The following is a 14,923-nucleotide window of genomic DNA, read 5'->3' as shown; positions in this document are numbered from 1 at the left end:
ATGGCCGCAAGGCGCCAGATCAGGGAAGTTTGACCGCCTTGCGTGACGAATCGCCGCTCGACCAGTTTCGCTCCGTGCTCACCGGCACGGCGCGGGCTCTCGCTGATGAACCCGAGATCGAGGTCGCATGGACCGCCGATGCCCCCGGGCAGGCGGGTATGGCCTTGCGCGTGCCGATGCCGCCGCGCGCGCTGCCTGCGGCGCAAGTCGCCGAGGCGCGCGGTTTTGCCGATTCGATGGCGCTGAAACTGCGGCTGCACAATGCCGCGCTGCATCAGGCGCGCGCGCCGGGTGAGCCGGTGGCGCGTGCGGTCTATGATGCCGTCGAACAAGTCCGCTACGAAGCCCTGGGCTCCGAAGGCTATGCCGGGATTCGCGGCAATATCGGCGCTGCGACCGACATGCGCATGCTGAGCGATCCGATCGCGCGGGCGTCGCGGGCCGAAGAGGTTCCGCTGCAAAGCGCCGTCGCGATGCTGTTGCGCGAGCGCCTGACCGGCCAGCCGGTGCCCGAATCGGCGCGTCTGGGTGCCGATATGGTGCGCAGCTGGATCGATGCGCGCGCGGGCGACGATTTCGCCGCGCTGGCTGCAACGCTTGACGATCAAAAGGCGTTTCAACAGCTCACGCTCGATCTGCTCGGCCATCTCGAACTGACCCAGCCCACCGACGCCCCCGAGACCGATTCCGACGAGGATGAGGGCGAGGATCAGGACGATGGCGAGGAACAGCCCGACGACAGCGAAGGCTCCGAAGAGCAGAATCCCAGCGAAATGGCCGGCGACACCAGCGACGGCGGCGAAGACAGCGAGCAGGATCAGGAACCGTCCGAAGCCGAGGACAGCGCCGACGCCGACATGGCCGACGACGGCCAGGAAGGCATGCTGCCGACCCGGCCCAACCGGCCGTGGACCGACATTCCCGACGGTTTCGACTACAAGGCCTATACCGAACAGTTCGACGAAGTCATCGCGGCGAGCGATCTGTGCGACGAAGAAGAACTGACCCGGCTGCGCGCCTATCTCGATGCGCAGATGAAGGGGTTGCAGTCGGTCGTCACGCGGCTGGCCAACCGGTTGCAGCGCCGCTTGATGGCGCAGCAGAACCGGTCCTGGGATTTCGACCAGGAAGAGGGCATTGTCGATGCCGCGCGGCTGGCCCGCGTGGTGATCTCGCCCGGCCATTCGCTGAGCTACAAGATCGAGCGCGATGTCGAATTCAAGGACACCGTGGTCACGCTGCTGATCGACAATTCGGGATCGATGCGCGGGCGACCGATCTCGATCGCGGCGATCAGCGCGGACATTCTGGCGCGCACGCTCGAACGCTGCGGGGTGAAGACCGAAGTGCTCGGCTTTACCACCCGCGCGTGGAAGGGCGGGCAATCGCGCGAAGCATGGCTGCTCGGCGGAAAACCGGCAAATCCGGGCCGTCTCAACGATTTGCGCCACATTGTTTACAAAAAGGCCGATGAACCCTGGCGCCGCGCGCGCAAGAATCTCGGGCTGATGATGCGCGAAGGGCTGCTCAAGGAAAACATCGACGGCGAAGCGCTGCTCTGGGCACATTCGCGCCTCTTGGCGCGGCCCGAAGATCGCCGCATCCTGATGGTCATTTCCGACGGGGCGCCGGTCGACGATTCGACGCTCTCGGTCAACAGCGCGGGCTATCTCGAACAGCATTTGCGCAAAGTGATCGACTGGATCGAGAAACAGTCGCCGGTGCAGCTCGTTGCCATCGGCATCGGTCATGACGTCACGCGCTATTATCGCCGCGCGGTGACGATCATGGATGTCGAGCAATTGGGCGGCACGATCGTCGAGCAATTGGCCGACTTGTTCGAGGACGATTGACGCTCACGGTTTAATTGGTCACTTAAATCCAATGACCGAACCTGCCTCGACCTCCGTTTCCGCCGCAGTGGCCAGCCGCCGCTCGGTCCGTCGTTTTTTGCCCGATCCGGTCGATTCGGACGTGTTGCGGCGCGTCCTGGAAAAGGCGCAGCGCGCGCCATCGGGGGGCAATGTGCAGCCATGGAGCGCGCATGTCCTGACGGGCGAGCCATTGGCCTTGCTGTTGGGGGCGGTGGGCGAAGTCCTGCCGCAAGGGCGCGCGGCACAGGCGGCCGAATATGCGATCTATCCGGCCGGGCTCGATGGCGTCTATGCGGAGCGGCGCTTTGGCGTGGGCGAGGCGATGTATGCCGCGCTGCATATCCCGCGTGAGGACAAGATCGGGCGATTGGCGCAATTTGCGGCCAATTTCCGGGCGTTTGATGCGCCCGTGCTGATGCTGGTGCATATGCCGCGCTATATGGGCCCGCCGCAATGGGCGGACATCGGCATGTGGTTGCAGACGGTCATGCTGTTGCTGCGCGAAGAGGGGCTCGATTCCTGTGCGCAAGAGGCATGGGCGATATACCAGAAGCAGATTCGCGAGTGCGTGCCGATCCCGGATGACCATATCTTCTTTTGCGGGCTGGCGATCGGCCGGCGCGATTCCGGCGCTTCGATCAACCGCTTTCCCGTGGCCCGTGCACCGCTCGATGAAGTGGTGACCTGGCTGGGGTTTTCATAAAGCAGTTTTGAATCAACATAGTAAATGGGGTCGCTCATCCTGAACCTGTCGAAGGATGCGCGCAAACGCCTGCCCTGCGCGCAGGTTCTTTACTGGGCCGGGCCGTCTCGCGCATCCTTCGACAGGACGAGCGGGGTTGGCAAAGGGGTGTGTCGGGCAGGCTTGACGCTCGGGGCAGGGCCGGGGCAATGCCCCTTTCCATGACCGATCCGCGCCCGCTCGTGCTGTTCAACAGCCTCACTCGCCAGTTGGAGCCGTTCCAGCCCGTCCACCCCGGCGAGGCGCGCGTCTACAGCTGTGGACCGACGGTCTACAACTATCCGCATATCGGCAATATGCGCGCTTATGTCTTTGCCGATGTGCTGGGCCGCACCTTGAGCCACAAGGGCTACAAGCTGACCCATGTCATCAACATCACCGATGTCGGGCATCTGACCGACGATGCGGACGATGGCGAGGACAAGATGGAAAAGGCCGCTGCGGCGAACGCGCAGTCGATCTGGGACATTTCGCGCCATTATACGCAGGCCTATTGGGCCGACATCGCCGCGCTCAATATCCGTCAGCCCGCGCATTGGTCGATCGCCACCGAATACGTGCCGCAGATGATCGAATTTGCCAAAGCGATCGCCGGAAAGCACTGCTACGAATTGCCCAGCGGGCTCTATTTCGATGTCGGATCGGTGGCCGATTACGGGCGTCTGGCGCGTAGCCACACCGAAGAAGGCTCTGGCCGGATCGACGAAGTCGAAGGCAAGCGGCATCCCGCCGACTTTGCCATCTGGCGCAAGACACCGCCGGGCGAAAAGCGGCAGATGGAATGGGATTCGCCCTGGGGCCGGGGCGCGCCGGGCTGGCATCTCGAATGCTCGGTGATGAGCGGGCGGCTGCTCGGCTTTCCTTTCGACATTCACACCGGCGGGATCGATCATCGCGAAATTCACCACCCCAACGAAATCGCGCAGAATCAAGCATTTTGCTGCACGAACGGCCTCGATGTTCCGGCCAATTCGGGCGCGCGCGTGTGGATGCACAACAATTTTCTGGTCGAACGATCGGGCAAGATGTCGAAAAGTTCGGGCGAATTCCTGCGCCTGCAACTGCTGATCGATCGCGGCTATCACCCGCTGGCCTATCGTCTGCTGTGCCTTCAGGCGCATTACCGCAGCGAGCTGGAATTCAGCTGGGACGGGCTCGGCGCGGCGCTGACCCGGCTCAAGCGGCTGGTTCTGGCCGTGGCGCAAGTGCGCGAACGGGCGGGCGACGGCGGCGCCCGGCCGGGGCCGAAATTTGGCGATGCGCTCGACCGGTTTGACGCGGCGATCTGCGACGATCTCAACACGCCGGTCGCGCTGACCGTGCTCGATGACATCGTGGGCATGAAAAAGGTCGATCCGGGCGAAAAGCTGGCCGCGATCGGCGCGGTCGATGCGGTGCTTGGCCTTGGCCTTTTGACACTCGACCGCGCGGCGCTGCGTTTGCGGCCCAAGGCGACGACGATCGATGAGGCGGCGATTGCCAAAGTGCTTGAAGACCGCCGCGCCGCGCGGGCGGACAAGGATTTTGCCCGTTCGGACGCCTTGCGCGACGCGCTATCCGCGGCCGGGATCGACGTCATGGACGGCGATCCGCTCGGCTGGGACTGGAAGCCGCAGTAAGGGCATTGGCACCGGGGACGGAGCCCGACATACCCCAACCCAACCGTCTCTCCGCAGGGTTACTTGATACACACATCGCCTTTTGCAAAAATATCCATTTTTAAATCAAAATCGTATTTTCCCGCGAAGGCGGGAATCCAGTCCTGATGTCTCGTAATTACGCAACCGTTGAGGCTGGATTCCCGCGTTCGCGGGAATGACGAACCAAAGAGCAATGTGTGAATGCCATAGCCTTGCAAGGTAGAGGGCTCTTGCGTCAGGCCTTGTGGCGGACGATGTGCGGGGTGACGACGATATAGAGGTCGGTCTTTTGCCGGGTGTGCGATGTCGTGCCGAAGGCGTGGCCGATCAGCGGGATGTCGCCGAGCAGGGGGATCTTGCTCTTGTTGTCGAGCGTCGTTTCCTGGGTCAGCCCACCGATCACGAAGCTTTCGCCGTCGTGGACGCTGGCCACGGTTTCCGCTTCGCGCTGCGAGATCGTGGGATAGCCCTGGGCATAGCCGGTCACGCTCGACACGACGCAGAACACATGGCTGGTCACGGCGCCGTCATCGCCGACGCGCGGCGCGATCTGCAGCGTCACGCCGACATTGACGTATTGCACTTGCTGCGAAACGCCGTTTACCCCGGACAGCGTGATCGAGGTCAGGATCGGCAGCGCATCGCCGGTGATGATCTTGGCGGTCGCGCCCGATTGCGCGGCGATGCGCGGGCGCGACACGATCTTGCCGTTGCCTTTGGACACTTGCGCCGAAATCGCCGCCTGCAATTGCCCGCTGGCCAGCCGCCCGGCATTGTTGGCGAAGAATCCCGACGGGATATATTGCCCCGATTGCACGGAAAACAGCGCCAGTTGGCCATTGGCATTGGCAAAGTCGATGCCGATCGATTTCGCACCGCTTTCGGTCAGCTCGACCAGCTCGGTTTCCAGAATCACGCTGTCGACCGGCACATCGATTTGCGCGATCTGGGCCTTGAGCCGGGCAATGCGCTCCTTTGACGCGTGCAGCCAGATCGCGTTGAGCCGCCGGTCGATCGCGATGGAACCGGCGGCATCGACCGCTTCGCCCATCGATTGATCCGAGATGTCGGCAGGGCCGGGGCCTTGCGCGGCATAAGCGCCGCCGGTCAGGCTGTTCGAGCCGAAACCGGGCTCGCGCGGGGTGAAATGGTCGTTGGGTTTGACTTGCGCGCCGGGGCTGATCAGCCCGACGACTTCGCTGACGTCGGCATATTTGAGCATGACCAGTTCGCTGATCGCGTCAACATCGTCGGCGGGCGCAGAGAGCGGGCTGCGGTGGGCGGCGGCGGTCTCGGCGTGGGGCGGGGCCAGCGCGTGGACGGTGATCTCGATCTCGGTCGGGCTGATCGTCATGGCGTCGGCACGGGCCGGGGCGGTGGTAGCGAAATGGATGATCAGCACGCTGCCGGTCTGTTCGAAGCTGACCGTGCGGACCAGCCCGTCGAGTCGGGTGGCGATCGCCGCGCTGCTGGCGCGGGTGGTCAGCGCGAGCGCGAGCGCCGCCTTGCCATGCGTGTCGGGCGCGTCGGCGAGTTGTGCAAAGCCGTTGGCGCGTGGCGCGAAAGTCAGGCGAAAGCGGGTTTCGCCAGGCCCTTGCGCAAGCGGCTGAATCGCGGTCAGGACTGCCGGGGCGGCGTCGGGCCGGGTGTCGGCAGGCGCGTCGGCGGCCTCGGCCCAGGCCGCCGGAGCGAGCCCCGTCGCCAGCAGCGCAAGAGCCATGATCGGCGCCAATATCGGTCGGGCAAACTTGCACACGCTGGGCAAACCCCGTTCATCCGGCACTTCGCGCATCAAAACGCCGCCTTGCCTTTGGGCGTGCCATTGCCGGTGGGGCCGTCATAGCCGGTCTGCGCGGTGCAGAAATAGGTGCCGCCGCATTGGCCGTCGCTGCCCGCAGTCACATCGAAAAGATCGCCCGGATGCCGCCACAAGGACCGTGCGCCCGTCGGTTTGGCACCGGCTGCGGCATAGATTCCCGCGATCAGGGGCGCGCCGACACTGGTGCCGCCAAACACCATCCAGCCGGAAGTGCTGACCGGGCCGATCGGGCCATAGACCGCTACCCCGGTCGCGGGCGCGGCGACTGCGGCGACATCGTTCATCATCCGTTTGGTGCACAACGCATCGGTCTGCCACAGCGGCTTTGGATAGATGGCCGAACAGCCGCTGCCGGTCTGGGTCCAGACGGTTTCCTTCCACCCGCGCAGGGTATTGGGGGCCCGCACCAGCTTTGTCCCGCCGACGGCGATCACGTCCGGCGCGCTGGCGGGGAATTCGGCGCCATAGCCGGCGTCGCCCGCGCTGGCGGTCATGGCGATGCCGGGATGTTTATAGGTGAGCGCATAAGCGCGGGTGCCGGGCTCGGTCCCGCCATAGCTGTTGGAAATCGCGGCGGCGCCTTTCGCCACCGCGAGCCTGACTCCGGCGGCCAGATTGTCGATCGAATCATCGTCGGTCTCGATCAGCAGGATGCGGCAATTGGGGCACATCGCGCTGGCTATCTGGATGTCGAGCGCCTGTTCCTGAGCCCAGCCGATGTCGGTCTGCGGCGTGGTCGTGCCGCCGCGCTGATCGATCCGGGTAAAACAGCCGCTGGCCTTGGTGCAGGCAGGCAGGCCGAATTGCGCCCGATAGGTGGCAAGGTCGCTTTCCGCCCTGGGATAGCCATGGCATCGATGATCGCGATGATCGTGCCGGGGCTGCCGGTGGTCGTGACACTGTAGGCAGCGCGTAGATCGGCCGGGCCATAGCCGGACGGTGTCAGCGAAATCGTCGTCGCCGCGCCGCCGAGCGGAGCGCCATCGGCGCGCACGATGACATGGGCGTGGCAATGCATGTGCCCGGGCCGATCGTCGCGCGCGCAGGCCGCGCGATGCAGGACGACGCGCCCGGCATGGTCCTCGCTCATGATCGGGCCCGGATGCGACCGGGCCAGCGCCGGAGCTGCGAAAAGCGCAAGAAAGCCCGCGAACAGCGCGGCGAACAGGGGCGCGCGCGATGGGGTGCTGCGCCCGGTCAAGCCCCGCGTACCCGGCATTTGCTCCATGAAATTCCCCTGCATTGCGTTTTCGACATGACGCTTCGTGCGTAACGTTCAATCGGTCGTGCGGAAGGCTGACTTGCATCCTGAGGCCGCCAATTGCGTCCGTTCCCGAGGCAAGCGGCGCTTCGCCGGAGCGCGAACGATCGCGCCCAAGGACTGCAAAACCGCTTTTCCGCCGGAGGTTTACGCGGCAAGACTTGCCGATTGACTAGCGGACAGGTGGGAGAAGCACGGGTGATCAGGAACACGCAGGCCGAACCGGGCCGCACGGTTGTCGTGGTCAACGCGATGGCAGGGCCGCTGTTGGCGGGGCGCGTGCCCGACTGGGTGGATTTGCGCGCCTTTGCCACGACGGACGAACTGATGGCGCTGGCCCCGCTGGCCGAGGTCGGCTGGTTCGATCTGCACAAGGTCGCCCCGATGGCCAAGGCGATCGGGTTGGCGACGCGGCTGCGCTGGCTCAATTCGGTCTATGCCGGGGTCGATGCCTTTCCGCTCGAAGTCCTGGCGGCGCGCGGTGTCGTGTTGACCAACGGTGTCGGGATCAACGCGATCACCATTGCCGAATATGTCGTCATGGGCATGCTGACGATCGCCAAGGGCTATCGCGAAGTGGTGCGGGCGCAGGATCGGGAGGAATGGCTGATCGATTCGCCGGGCAAGCGCGAATTGCACGGCAGCCGCGCGCTGATCCTCGGCGCGGGCGAAATCGGCGGACGCGTGGCGCGGATGCTGGCCGGATTCGATGTCGATGTGACCATGGTCAGGCGCAGCCCCGCAGCCGGATGCATCGGCCCCGACGCATGGCGCGCGCGGCTGGGCGAATTCGACTGGGTGATCATCGCGGTCCCCGCTACGCCCGAAACGCAAGGCTTGATCGGCGCAGACGCCATCGCGGCGATGAAACCGGGCGCGGTGGTGATCAATGTCGCGCGGGGCAGCGTGATCGATCAGGATGCGCTGATCGCCGCGCTCGACGCGGGGCGGCTGGGTGGCGCCTTTCTCGACGTCTGCACCCCCGAACCCTTGCCCGCCGGTCATCCGCTGTGGCGCGCGCGCAATGCCCATGTCACGATGCATTTGTCGGGCCGTGCGCAAGACAGGATGTTTGCGCGCGCGGTCGACCGCTTTCTCGTCAATCTCGACCGCTGGCGCCGGGGCGAAGCGGTTGCCCCGGCGGTCGATCTGGCGCTTGGTTACTGATCGAGCAGCAGCGCGCTGATCTCGATTTCGGCTTCGGGCTCGGGGAGCAGCGTCTGGGAAAAGCGGGTGACGGTGATTTCGGCGATCAGCGCGCCCAGCACGGTCACTTCGTCATCGCTGATCGCCAGAGTCAGCGCTTCGGCATGGTCGACCGCTTCGGCGCCCTGAAAGCGCAGCACGAACGTGTGGCGCGAGCCGGTGAACGTCGCGCTCGACCATTGCGTTTCGCCGTGGCGGACCAGCCGGGCGAGCGGCCCGGCGAGGTCGAACAGCGCCTGGGCGAGCCGCTGGCCGCTGGTCACGCGCGGGCGATGCCCGGCGTGGCGTGACGGGCGCTGGCTGTGGTGGACCGGGGGGCGGGTCTCGTCGGCATTGCGCCACATCGTCGTGCTCCGTGCGTTGTTCATGAAATGTTCCTCCCGTGTTTCGCGGGCCAGTGACTCGCCGGGCTGGGATGCATTGCGCCACAAGCCGAAGAAGTTTGGATCGCGGCGGTTAGCGGATGCGCCGTGACCGGCGAAAGCGAGCGGGGCGGGGGTAAGCTGGGTGGGGGCAAGACCGAAAGCGGCGGCGAGGTCGGCGATCAGGCGGGAAAGCGGCATCGGGTGTGTCCTTCGAGTCGGTATAAGATATTTCCTAGATTGACAGGAAAATTCTCCCGGTCTAGGAAATATCCTTCGAATTTGGGGTGAGGAACTGTCAACCATGGCTGCGCTATGACCCGTCCTGCAATGAACGCGACGGACAGAATTTCAGCAGGCAGAATTCCGGCAGGCCACGACGAAGCCGACGCGCGCGCGCGGCTGGTGGATCTGGCGCGTGCGCGCGGGGTCAGCCTGTCGGCGCTGTCGGCCATGCTCGGGCGCAATGCGGCCTATCTGCAGCAGTTTGTGCGCAAGGGATCGCCGCGCAAGCTGGAGGAAAACGATCGCCGCACGCTCGCGACGTTCTTTGGCGTGGGCGAGAGCGAACTGGGCGCGCCGCAGACGCCTGCGGTTGCCACGGTGCGGATCGATGGCGCCATCGCGATCGCGCCAAAGGGCCGCGCATCAGCTGCGGAATGGGTCGATATTCCCCGGCTTGCCCTGGGCGCTTCGGCAGGTCCGGGGGCGCTGGCGGGCGAAGAAGTGGCGGGTGACCGCTTGCGCTTCAGTCAGCGCTGGTTGCGCACGCTGGGGCTCGATCCGGCGCAATTGACCGTGATCGAGGTGACAGGCGATTCGATGGAGCCGACGTTGCACGACGGGGACGAGATCCTGGTCGATCGGTCTGTGCGGCCCTGGCGCGATGGCATTCATGTCGTGCGCATCGACGATGTTCTGCTGGTCAAGCGGCTCGAACAGGGCGCAGCGGGCGCGATTCGGGTGATCAGCGACAATCCCGCCTATTCCAGCGCCGAACGTGCGCGCGCCGATGTGACGATCGTTGGCCGGGTGGTGTGGAAGGGCGGGCGAATCTGAAGCTCTTGCGCTGAGCCTTGCTGCGCATCATCTTGGGCCGTGATGACCGATACAGCCCAAACCAAGCCCGAACCGCCGCTGAAAGTGGCGATCATTCCCGTTACGCCGCTGCAGCAGAACTGCACGCTGGTATGGTGTACCAAGACCATGCGCGGCGCCTTTGTCGACGTGGGCGGCGATCTGCCGCTGTTGCGTCAGGCGATTGCCAAGACCGGGGTGACCATCGAAAAGCTGCTCGTGACACATGGTCATATCGACCATTGCGGCGCCACAGGTGCCTTTGCCCGAGAACTGGGCGTGCCGATCGAGGGGCCCGAAGAATCGGACCGCTACTGGATCGCGAAGCTGAACGAGGACGGCGCGCGCTATGGCATCGCGGGCGAAGTGTTCGAGCCCACCCGCTGGCTGCATGATGGCGATACCGTCACGATCGGGGAATGCGTGCTCGATGTGATCCATTGCCCGGGGCACACGCCGGGGCATGTGGTGTTCTTTCATGCGCCCTCGCGCTTTGCGATTGTCGGCGATGTGCTGTTTCAGGGCTCGATCGGGCGCACCGATTTTCCGCTCGGCAATCATCAGAAGCTGATCGATTCGATTACCCAAAAGCTGTGGCCCCTGGGCAACGATGTGACATTCGTGCCCGGCCACGGCCCGGTCAGCACGTTTGGCCGCGAGCGCCAGACCAATGCTTACGTGGCCGACGCCGTTCTGGCCTGAGATCCTCCCCGCAAGCGGGGAGGATCACACGATTACATGTCGATTGCGATGGTTGCGGCCCAGACGCCGAGAGTGAGCAGAGTCAGCATGGTAAGCATCGTGCCGACCATGCGGCTGGTGCGGAATGGCCCGCCGTCCATGCCGACGCCGTGTGCGACGCGGGCGAGGATATAGATCGTCGCGCTTGCGGCGAGCCAGGGATTGGCGGGGCGCGAAGCTTCGATCACCGCGATGAGAATCAGCACGATCGGCGTGTTTTCGATGAAATTGGCCTGCGCACGCATGCGCCGGATCAATTCCTCGTCGCCCCCGTCGCCGATCGAGATCTTCTTGGCCTGGCGAACCATGCCGACGCGGATGGAAAGCCAGAGATTGAGAAACGCGGCGGCGGCGGCCGCCGCCAGGGAAATGGGCAGGTACATCCTCTTGTATTCTCCCGTTCAAACCGCTCCCCGCTCTGGTCTTGGCGGGGTCTCGGCAAGGCAGGCCGGGTCTGGGCTTCCGGCCATATCGCGAATGCTATCGCAGGCCGTCTTGCAAATCATCTGAAATTGCGTATAGGCCCCCCTTCGCTCGTGAGCGGCACCTTTCGGTCCGACCCGTCCGTTCTGATCTGCATGTTCCATGCGAAATGGTTCGTGGGGGTTGTCTGGTCGTCCGGTTTTGCCTATCGCGCCGTATCTCAGAACTTAGATCTATCAGGAACAGGTGCCGAAATGGCCGTCCCAAAGCGTAAAACCTCGCCGTCCCGCCGCGGCATGCGTCGCAGCCACGATGCGCTGAAGGTTGAAGCCTTCCATGAATGCTCCAACTGCGGCGAACTCAAGCGTCCGCACAACTTGTGCAACGCTTGCGGCCATTACAATGGTCGTGAAGTTCTCGCGGTCAGCAACTGACACGCGGTTTTCACGCGCCGGATCGGCAATCGATTCGGCGCGTGACAGATTGACTGGCGACGATCGCGTCGTCAGATTTTTGCAGGATCAGCGCGCATCGCTTATGGCCGCCCGCATCACCCCGGCATCAAAGAGCCGGGGCAGGCGGGCGAGCCGATCGCGCAGAGGGGGACCATCGCACCATGAGCCTGCCGCGTATCGCCATTGACGCGATGGGCGGCGATGAAGGGCTCAGCGTGATGGTCGCCGGTGCGGCGCTGGCCCTTGCGGCCGATCCGCGCCTCACTTTCCTGATGGTCGGCGATGAAGCGCGGGTGGTGGCTGCAATGGCGCATCATCCAGGGCTTTCTGCGCGTGCGACCATTCGTCATGCGCCCGATGTCGTTACCGGCGATGAACGTCCGACCCAGGCGCTGCGCCGTGCGCGCACGACGTCGATGGGGCTGGCGATCGACGCGGTAAAGCAGGGGCAGGCGGGCGCGGCGGTCAGTTCCGGCAATACCGGCGCGCTGATGGCCATGGCCAAGCTGGCCTTGCGCACACTGCCGGGTATCGACCGGCCGGCGCTCGCCGCGCTGGTGCCCACGCTGGGCGATCACGACCTTGTCATGCTCGATCTCGGCGCCAACACGGCGTGCGATGCGCGCAATCTGGTGCAGTTCGCCATCATGGGCGCGGCTTATGCGCGGATTGCCAATGGCCTTGCCAGTCCGCGGGTGCGCCTGCTCAATATCGGCAGCGAAGAAACCAAGGGCACCGATGACTTGCGCGATGCCGCTGCGCTGCTCAAGGAAGTCGACGCCACGCTCGCACTGAGCTTTGACGGTTTTATCGAGGCGGACAAGATCAGCCGGGGCAATGTCGATGTCGTTGTCACCGACGGCTTTTCCGGCAATATCGCGCTGAAGGCGATGGAGGGCGCGGCCCGTTTTGTCGCCGACCTCCTGCGGCGAAGCTTTTCCAGCTCGCTGCGGTCGAAATTCGGCTTTCTCATCTCGCGCCCTGCGACCGAACTTTTGCGCCATCATCTCGATCCCAACAATCACAATGGTGCGCTTTTCGTCGGCCTCAACGGCATTGTCGTGAAAAGCCATGGCGGCGCCACGGCGCGCGGCGTGGCCCATGCCATCGAGATCACCGCCCGCCTGCTGGAGGAAAATCTGACCGAGCGCATTGCCGCCGACCTTGCCGATGTCGGAGCTGAAAAAATCCAGAGTCCCGTCCGTTCGAGCCCCAGGACTGCGGTTCAGGGCGCGCCGAGCCGGCCCGTGCCGAGCGAAGCCGAGCCGGAGCCGGGGCTATGAGCGGAACCGTGCGGCGCTCTGCCATTCGCGGCAGCGGTTCGGCCTTGCCCGAACACAAAGTCACCAATGCCGAATTGGCGACACGGGTCGATACCACCGACGAATGGATCGTCGAGCGCACCGGCATTCGCGCGCGGTATATCGCGGGCGAGGGGGAAACCACCAGTTCGCTGGCCACGCTTGCGGCGCGTCGTGCGCTCGATGCTGCGGGAATTGCTGCGGCGGACATCGATCTGATCATCCTCGCCACGGCGACGCCGGATCAGACGTTTCCCGCCAGTGCGACGATCGTGCAGCATAATCTGGGCTGTAACGGCGGGATCGCGTTCGACATCGCGGCGGTCTGCTCCGGCTTTCTCTATGCGTTGACGACGGCCGATGCCCTGCTGCGTGGGGGCAATGCACGTCGTGCGCTGGTGATCGGTGCGGAAACGTTCAGCCGCATTCTCGATTGGGAAGACCGCACGACATGCGTGCTGTTTGGCGATGGCGCCGGGGCCATGGTGCTCGAAGCGATCGACGTCGATCCGTCCGACGTCAATGCGCCGGGAATCATCGCCAGCCGGCTTCATGCCGATGGCGCCCATAACGACTTGCTCTATGTCGATGGCGGGCCATCGACGACGCAGACCGTGGGCAAACTGCGGATGAAGGGGCGCGAAGTGTTTCGCCACGCGGTCGTCAATCTGGCCGGCGTGCTTGAGGAAGTCCTGACCGAGGCCGGGGTCACGGTCGAAGCGATCGACTGGGTCGTGCCGCACCAGGCCAATATGCGCATTCTCGACGCCACCGCGCGCAAACTGTCGCTGCCGCCCGAAAAGGTCATCGTGACAGTCGATCATCACGCCAATACCAGCGCGGCCTCGGTGCCGCTCGCCTATGACGAGGCTGTGCGCGATGGGCGAATCAAGTCTGGCGATCTGGTCATGTTCGAAGCGATGGGCGGGGGCTTCACGTGGGGTGCAGCGCTCGCACGCGTCTAGAAACGGGACGAAATAAACTGGACAGGCGTCCGGAATCGTCCGGATCGGGCGCGTAACGCATTGCCTTGGACCGAAAAGCCGCTATCTTGGATACGGGTAGTGGGAACTTGTTACAATTGGGGGAATGGCGGATGCGCTCTGTTGGGACTTTGACGCGGGCGGACCTCGCGGAAGGCATCAATCGCCGCGTCGGTTTGTCGCGTGCTGAGTCGCTCGACATGGTTGAATCGATTCTCAATCATGTGTGCGATGCCTTGGCCGAGGGCGAAAATGTGAAGATTTCGGGATTTGGCACGTTTCTTCTGCGGGACAAGGCAGAGCGGATCGGCCGTAACCCCAAGACCGGCATCGAAGTGCCGATCACGCCGCGCCGCGTGCTGACGTTCCGGGCCAGCCAGATGCTCAAGGACCGCATCTGCGCGGGCAATTGAGCAGGGCCGGATGAACGGCTCCGTTCCAGCCGGACAGCGCGCCGGGGCGAAGCCCCGCGCTGCCGGGCGGGGACGTGCCGCGCCGGGCGTCAAGGCCGTTGCAGCGCCATGGCAAGCCGCCGATGACCTGTTTTGCGACGGCAAGGACGCCGGTGCGCTGCGCACGATCGGCGAAGTTGCGCGTGCGCTTGGCCTGCGCCAGCATGTCCTGCGCTATTGGGAAGAACAGTTCCCGATGTTGCGCCCGCTGACCCGCGCCGGCGGGCGGCGTTATTATCGCCCCGCGGACATCGCCTTATTGGGTGAAATCGATCGCCTGCTCCATCGCGAAGGCTATACCATCCGCGGCGCGCGTCAGGCTTTGGGCAAACCGGCCGGACGACGCAGCGCCGCGCCGCCGCATCGCGACACCTCGGCGCCTTTGTTCGATGGCATTGCGGACCATTCGGCGATCGACCTGCCGGGCATTCCCCTGTCAGAAGGCGGCCCCCTGTCAGAAGACGGCGAGCCCGAACTGGCGCCCGAACTTGCAATGGTTTCCGCGCTGGCGGTGCTGCGCACGCATCTCGAATCGATCCGCGCCCGGCTGGCGGAAGCGATTTCGCTCGGCTGATTTTCCAAAAATC

At 64.6% G+C, this 14,923-nt stretch carries 16 protein-coding genes; 11 read left to right on the top strand and 5 right to left on the bottom strand.

Annotated elements, in window-relative coordinates:
• The first annotated feature begins 38 nt into the window (after window positions 1-38).
• The 3 genes from cobT (at window position 39) to cysS (ending at window position 4,235) form a co-directional block, all read left to right on the top strand.
• A complete protein-coding gene (cobT, locus tag AQZ50_RS13910) occupies window positions 39-1,853 on the top strand; it encodes a cobaltochelatase subunit CobT (RefSeq protein WP_067747244.1) in 1,815 nt (604 codons plus the stop codon).
• Window positions 1,854-1,884: 31 nt separating this feature from the next.
• Complete coding sequence (locus AQZ50_RS13905; RefSeq protein WP_067747081.1) at window positions 1,885-2,577, top strand: nitroreductase; 693 nt, start codon at window positions 1,885-1,887, stop codon at window positions 2,575-2,577.
• Between the two features lie 200 nt (window positions 2,578-2,777).
• Window positions 2,778-4,235: a cysteine--tRNA ligase gene (cysS, locus tag AQZ50_RS13900; RefSeq protein WP_067747080.1), complete on the top strand. Its 1,458-nt coding sequence runs from the start codon at window positions 2,778-2,780 to the stop codon at window positions 4,233-4,235.
• A gap of 256 nt (window positions 4,236-4,491) precedes the next feature.
• Here the strand turns inward: cysS and AQZ50_RS13895 are convergent, their stop codons facing one another.
• From AQZ50_RS13895 to AQZ50_RS20510, 3 genes are read right to left on the bottom strand one after another with little or no spacing between them, the layout of a single operon-like run.
• Window positions 4,492-6,048 (bottom strand): type II secretion system protein GspD, encoded by a 1,557-nt coding sequence (locus AQZ50_RS13895; protein WP_067747079.1) that lies wholly within the window; start codon window positions 6,046-6,048, stop codon window positions 4,492-4,494.
• Window positions 6,048-6,746, bottom strand: a complete 699-nt coding sequence (locus AQZ50_RS20515) for a S8 family serine peptidase (protein WP_156427368.1) — start codon at window positions 6,744-6,746, stop codon at window positions 6,048-6,050. The genes AQZ50_RS13895 and AQZ50_RS20515 overlap by 1 nt, the downstream gene beginning before the upstream one ends.
• 8 nt (window positions 6,747-6,754) lie before the next feature.
• Window positions 6,755-7,303, bottom strand: a complete 549-nt coding sequence (locus tag AQZ50_RS20510) for a hypothetical protein (RefSeq protein ID WP_156427367.1) — start codon at window positions 7,301-7,303, stop codon at window positions 6,755-6,757.
• A 285-nt stretch (window positions 7,304-7,588) separates the two neighbouring features.
• On the opposite strand from AQZ50_RS20510, the gene AQZ50_RS13880 reads away from it, so the two are divergent.
• Window positions 7,589-8,503, top strand: coding sequence for a D-2-hydroxyacid dehydrogenase (locus tag AQZ50_RS13880; protein WP_067747242.1), 915 nt, complete (start codon window positions 7,589-7,591; stop codon window positions 8,501-8,503).
• Here AQZ50_RS13880 and AQZ50_RS13875 read toward each other — a convergent pair.
• Window positions 8,497-9,105, bottom strand: coding sequence for a hypothetical protein (locus tag AQZ50_RS13875; RefSeq protein WP_067747076.1), 609 nt, complete (start codon window positions 9,103-9,105; stop codon window positions 8,497-8,499). The two genes, AQZ50_RS13880 and AQZ50_RS13875, sit on opposite strands and share 7 nt — an antisense overlap.
• Before the next feature lie 129 nt (window positions 9,106-9,234).
• Between AQZ50_RS13875 and AQZ50_RS13870 the strand changes: the two genes are divergently transcribed.
• Together AQZ50_RS13870 and AQZ50_RS13865 are read left to right on the top strand one after the other, a co-directional pair.
• Complete coding sequence (locus AQZ50_RS13870; RefSeq protein ID WP_067747075.1) at window positions 9,235-9,963, top strand: S24 family peptidase; 729 nt, start codon at window positions 9,235-9,237, stop codon at window positions 9,961-9,963.
• A 42-nt stretch (window positions 9,964-10,005) separates the two neighbouring features.
• Window positions 10,006-10,683, top strand: a complete 678-nt coding sequence (locus AQZ50_RS13865; protein ID WP_067747074.1) for an MBL fold metallo-hydrolase — start codon at window positions 10,006-10,008, stop codon at window positions 10,681-10,683.
• 32 nt (window positions 10,684-10,715) lie between these two features.
• Here the strand turns inward: AQZ50_RS13865 and AQZ50_RS13860 are convergent, their stop codons facing one another.
• A complete protein-coding gene (locus tag AQZ50_RS13860) occupies window positions 10,716-11,105 on the bottom strand; it encodes an MAPEG family protein (RefSeq protein ID WP_067747073.1) in 390 nt (129 codons plus the stop codon).
• A 294-nt stretch (window positions 11,106-11,399) separates the two neighbouring features.
• On the opposite strand from AQZ50_RS13860, the gene rpmF reads away from it, so the two are divergent.
• The 5 genes from rpmF (at window position 11,400) to AQZ50_RS21255 (ending at window position 14,910) form a co-directional block, all read left to right on the top strand.
• The gene (gene rpmF / locus AQZ50_RS13855; protein ID WP_067747072.1) at window positions 11,400-11,579 is read left to right on the top strand and encodes a 50S ribosomal protein L32; all 180 of its coding nucleotides are present in this window, start codon (window positions 11,400-11,402) and stop codon (window positions 11,577-11,579) included.
• Between the two features lie 182 nt (window positions 11,580-11,761).
• Window positions 11,762-12,883: a phosphate acyltransferase PlsX gene (gene plsX, locus AQZ50_RS13850; RefSeq protein WP_067747071.1), complete on the top strand. Its 1,122-nt coding sequence runs from the start codon at window positions 11,762-11,764 to the stop codon at window positions 12,881-12,883.
• Window positions 12,880-13,866, top strand: a complete 987-nt coding sequence (locus AQZ50_RS13845; protein ID WP_067747070.1) for a beta-ketoacyl-ACP synthase III — start codon at window positions 12,880-12,882, stop codon at window positions 13,864-13,866. The genes plsX and AQZ50_RS13845 overlap by 4 nt, the downstream gene beginning before the upstream one ends.
• Before the next feature lie 131 nt (window positions 13,867-13,997).
• Window positions 13,998-14,297: an integration host factor subunit alpha gene (locus tag AQZ50_RS13840; protein WP_067747069.1), complete on the top strand. Its 300-nt coding sequence runs from the start codon at window positions 13,998-14,000 to the stop codon at window positions 14,295-14,297.
• A gap of 10 nt (window positions 14,298-14,307) precedes the next feature.
• A complete protein-coding gene (locus AQZ50_RS21255; RefSeq protein WP_067747068.1) occupies window positions 14,308-14,910 on the top strand; it encodes a MerR family transcriptional regulator in 603 nt (200 codons plus the stop codon).
• Window positions 14,911-14,923 lie beyond the last annotated feature (13 nt).

The sequence above is a fragment of the Novosphingobium sp. Fuku2-ISO-50 genome, assembly GCF_001519055.1.
Classification (GTDB): domain Bacteria; phylum Pseudomonadota; class Alphaproteobacteria; order Sphingomonadales; family Sphingomonadaceae; genus Novosphingobium.
Note: the sequence above shows the minus strand (reverse complement) of the source record. Positions and strands in the feature narration are given on the sequence as shown.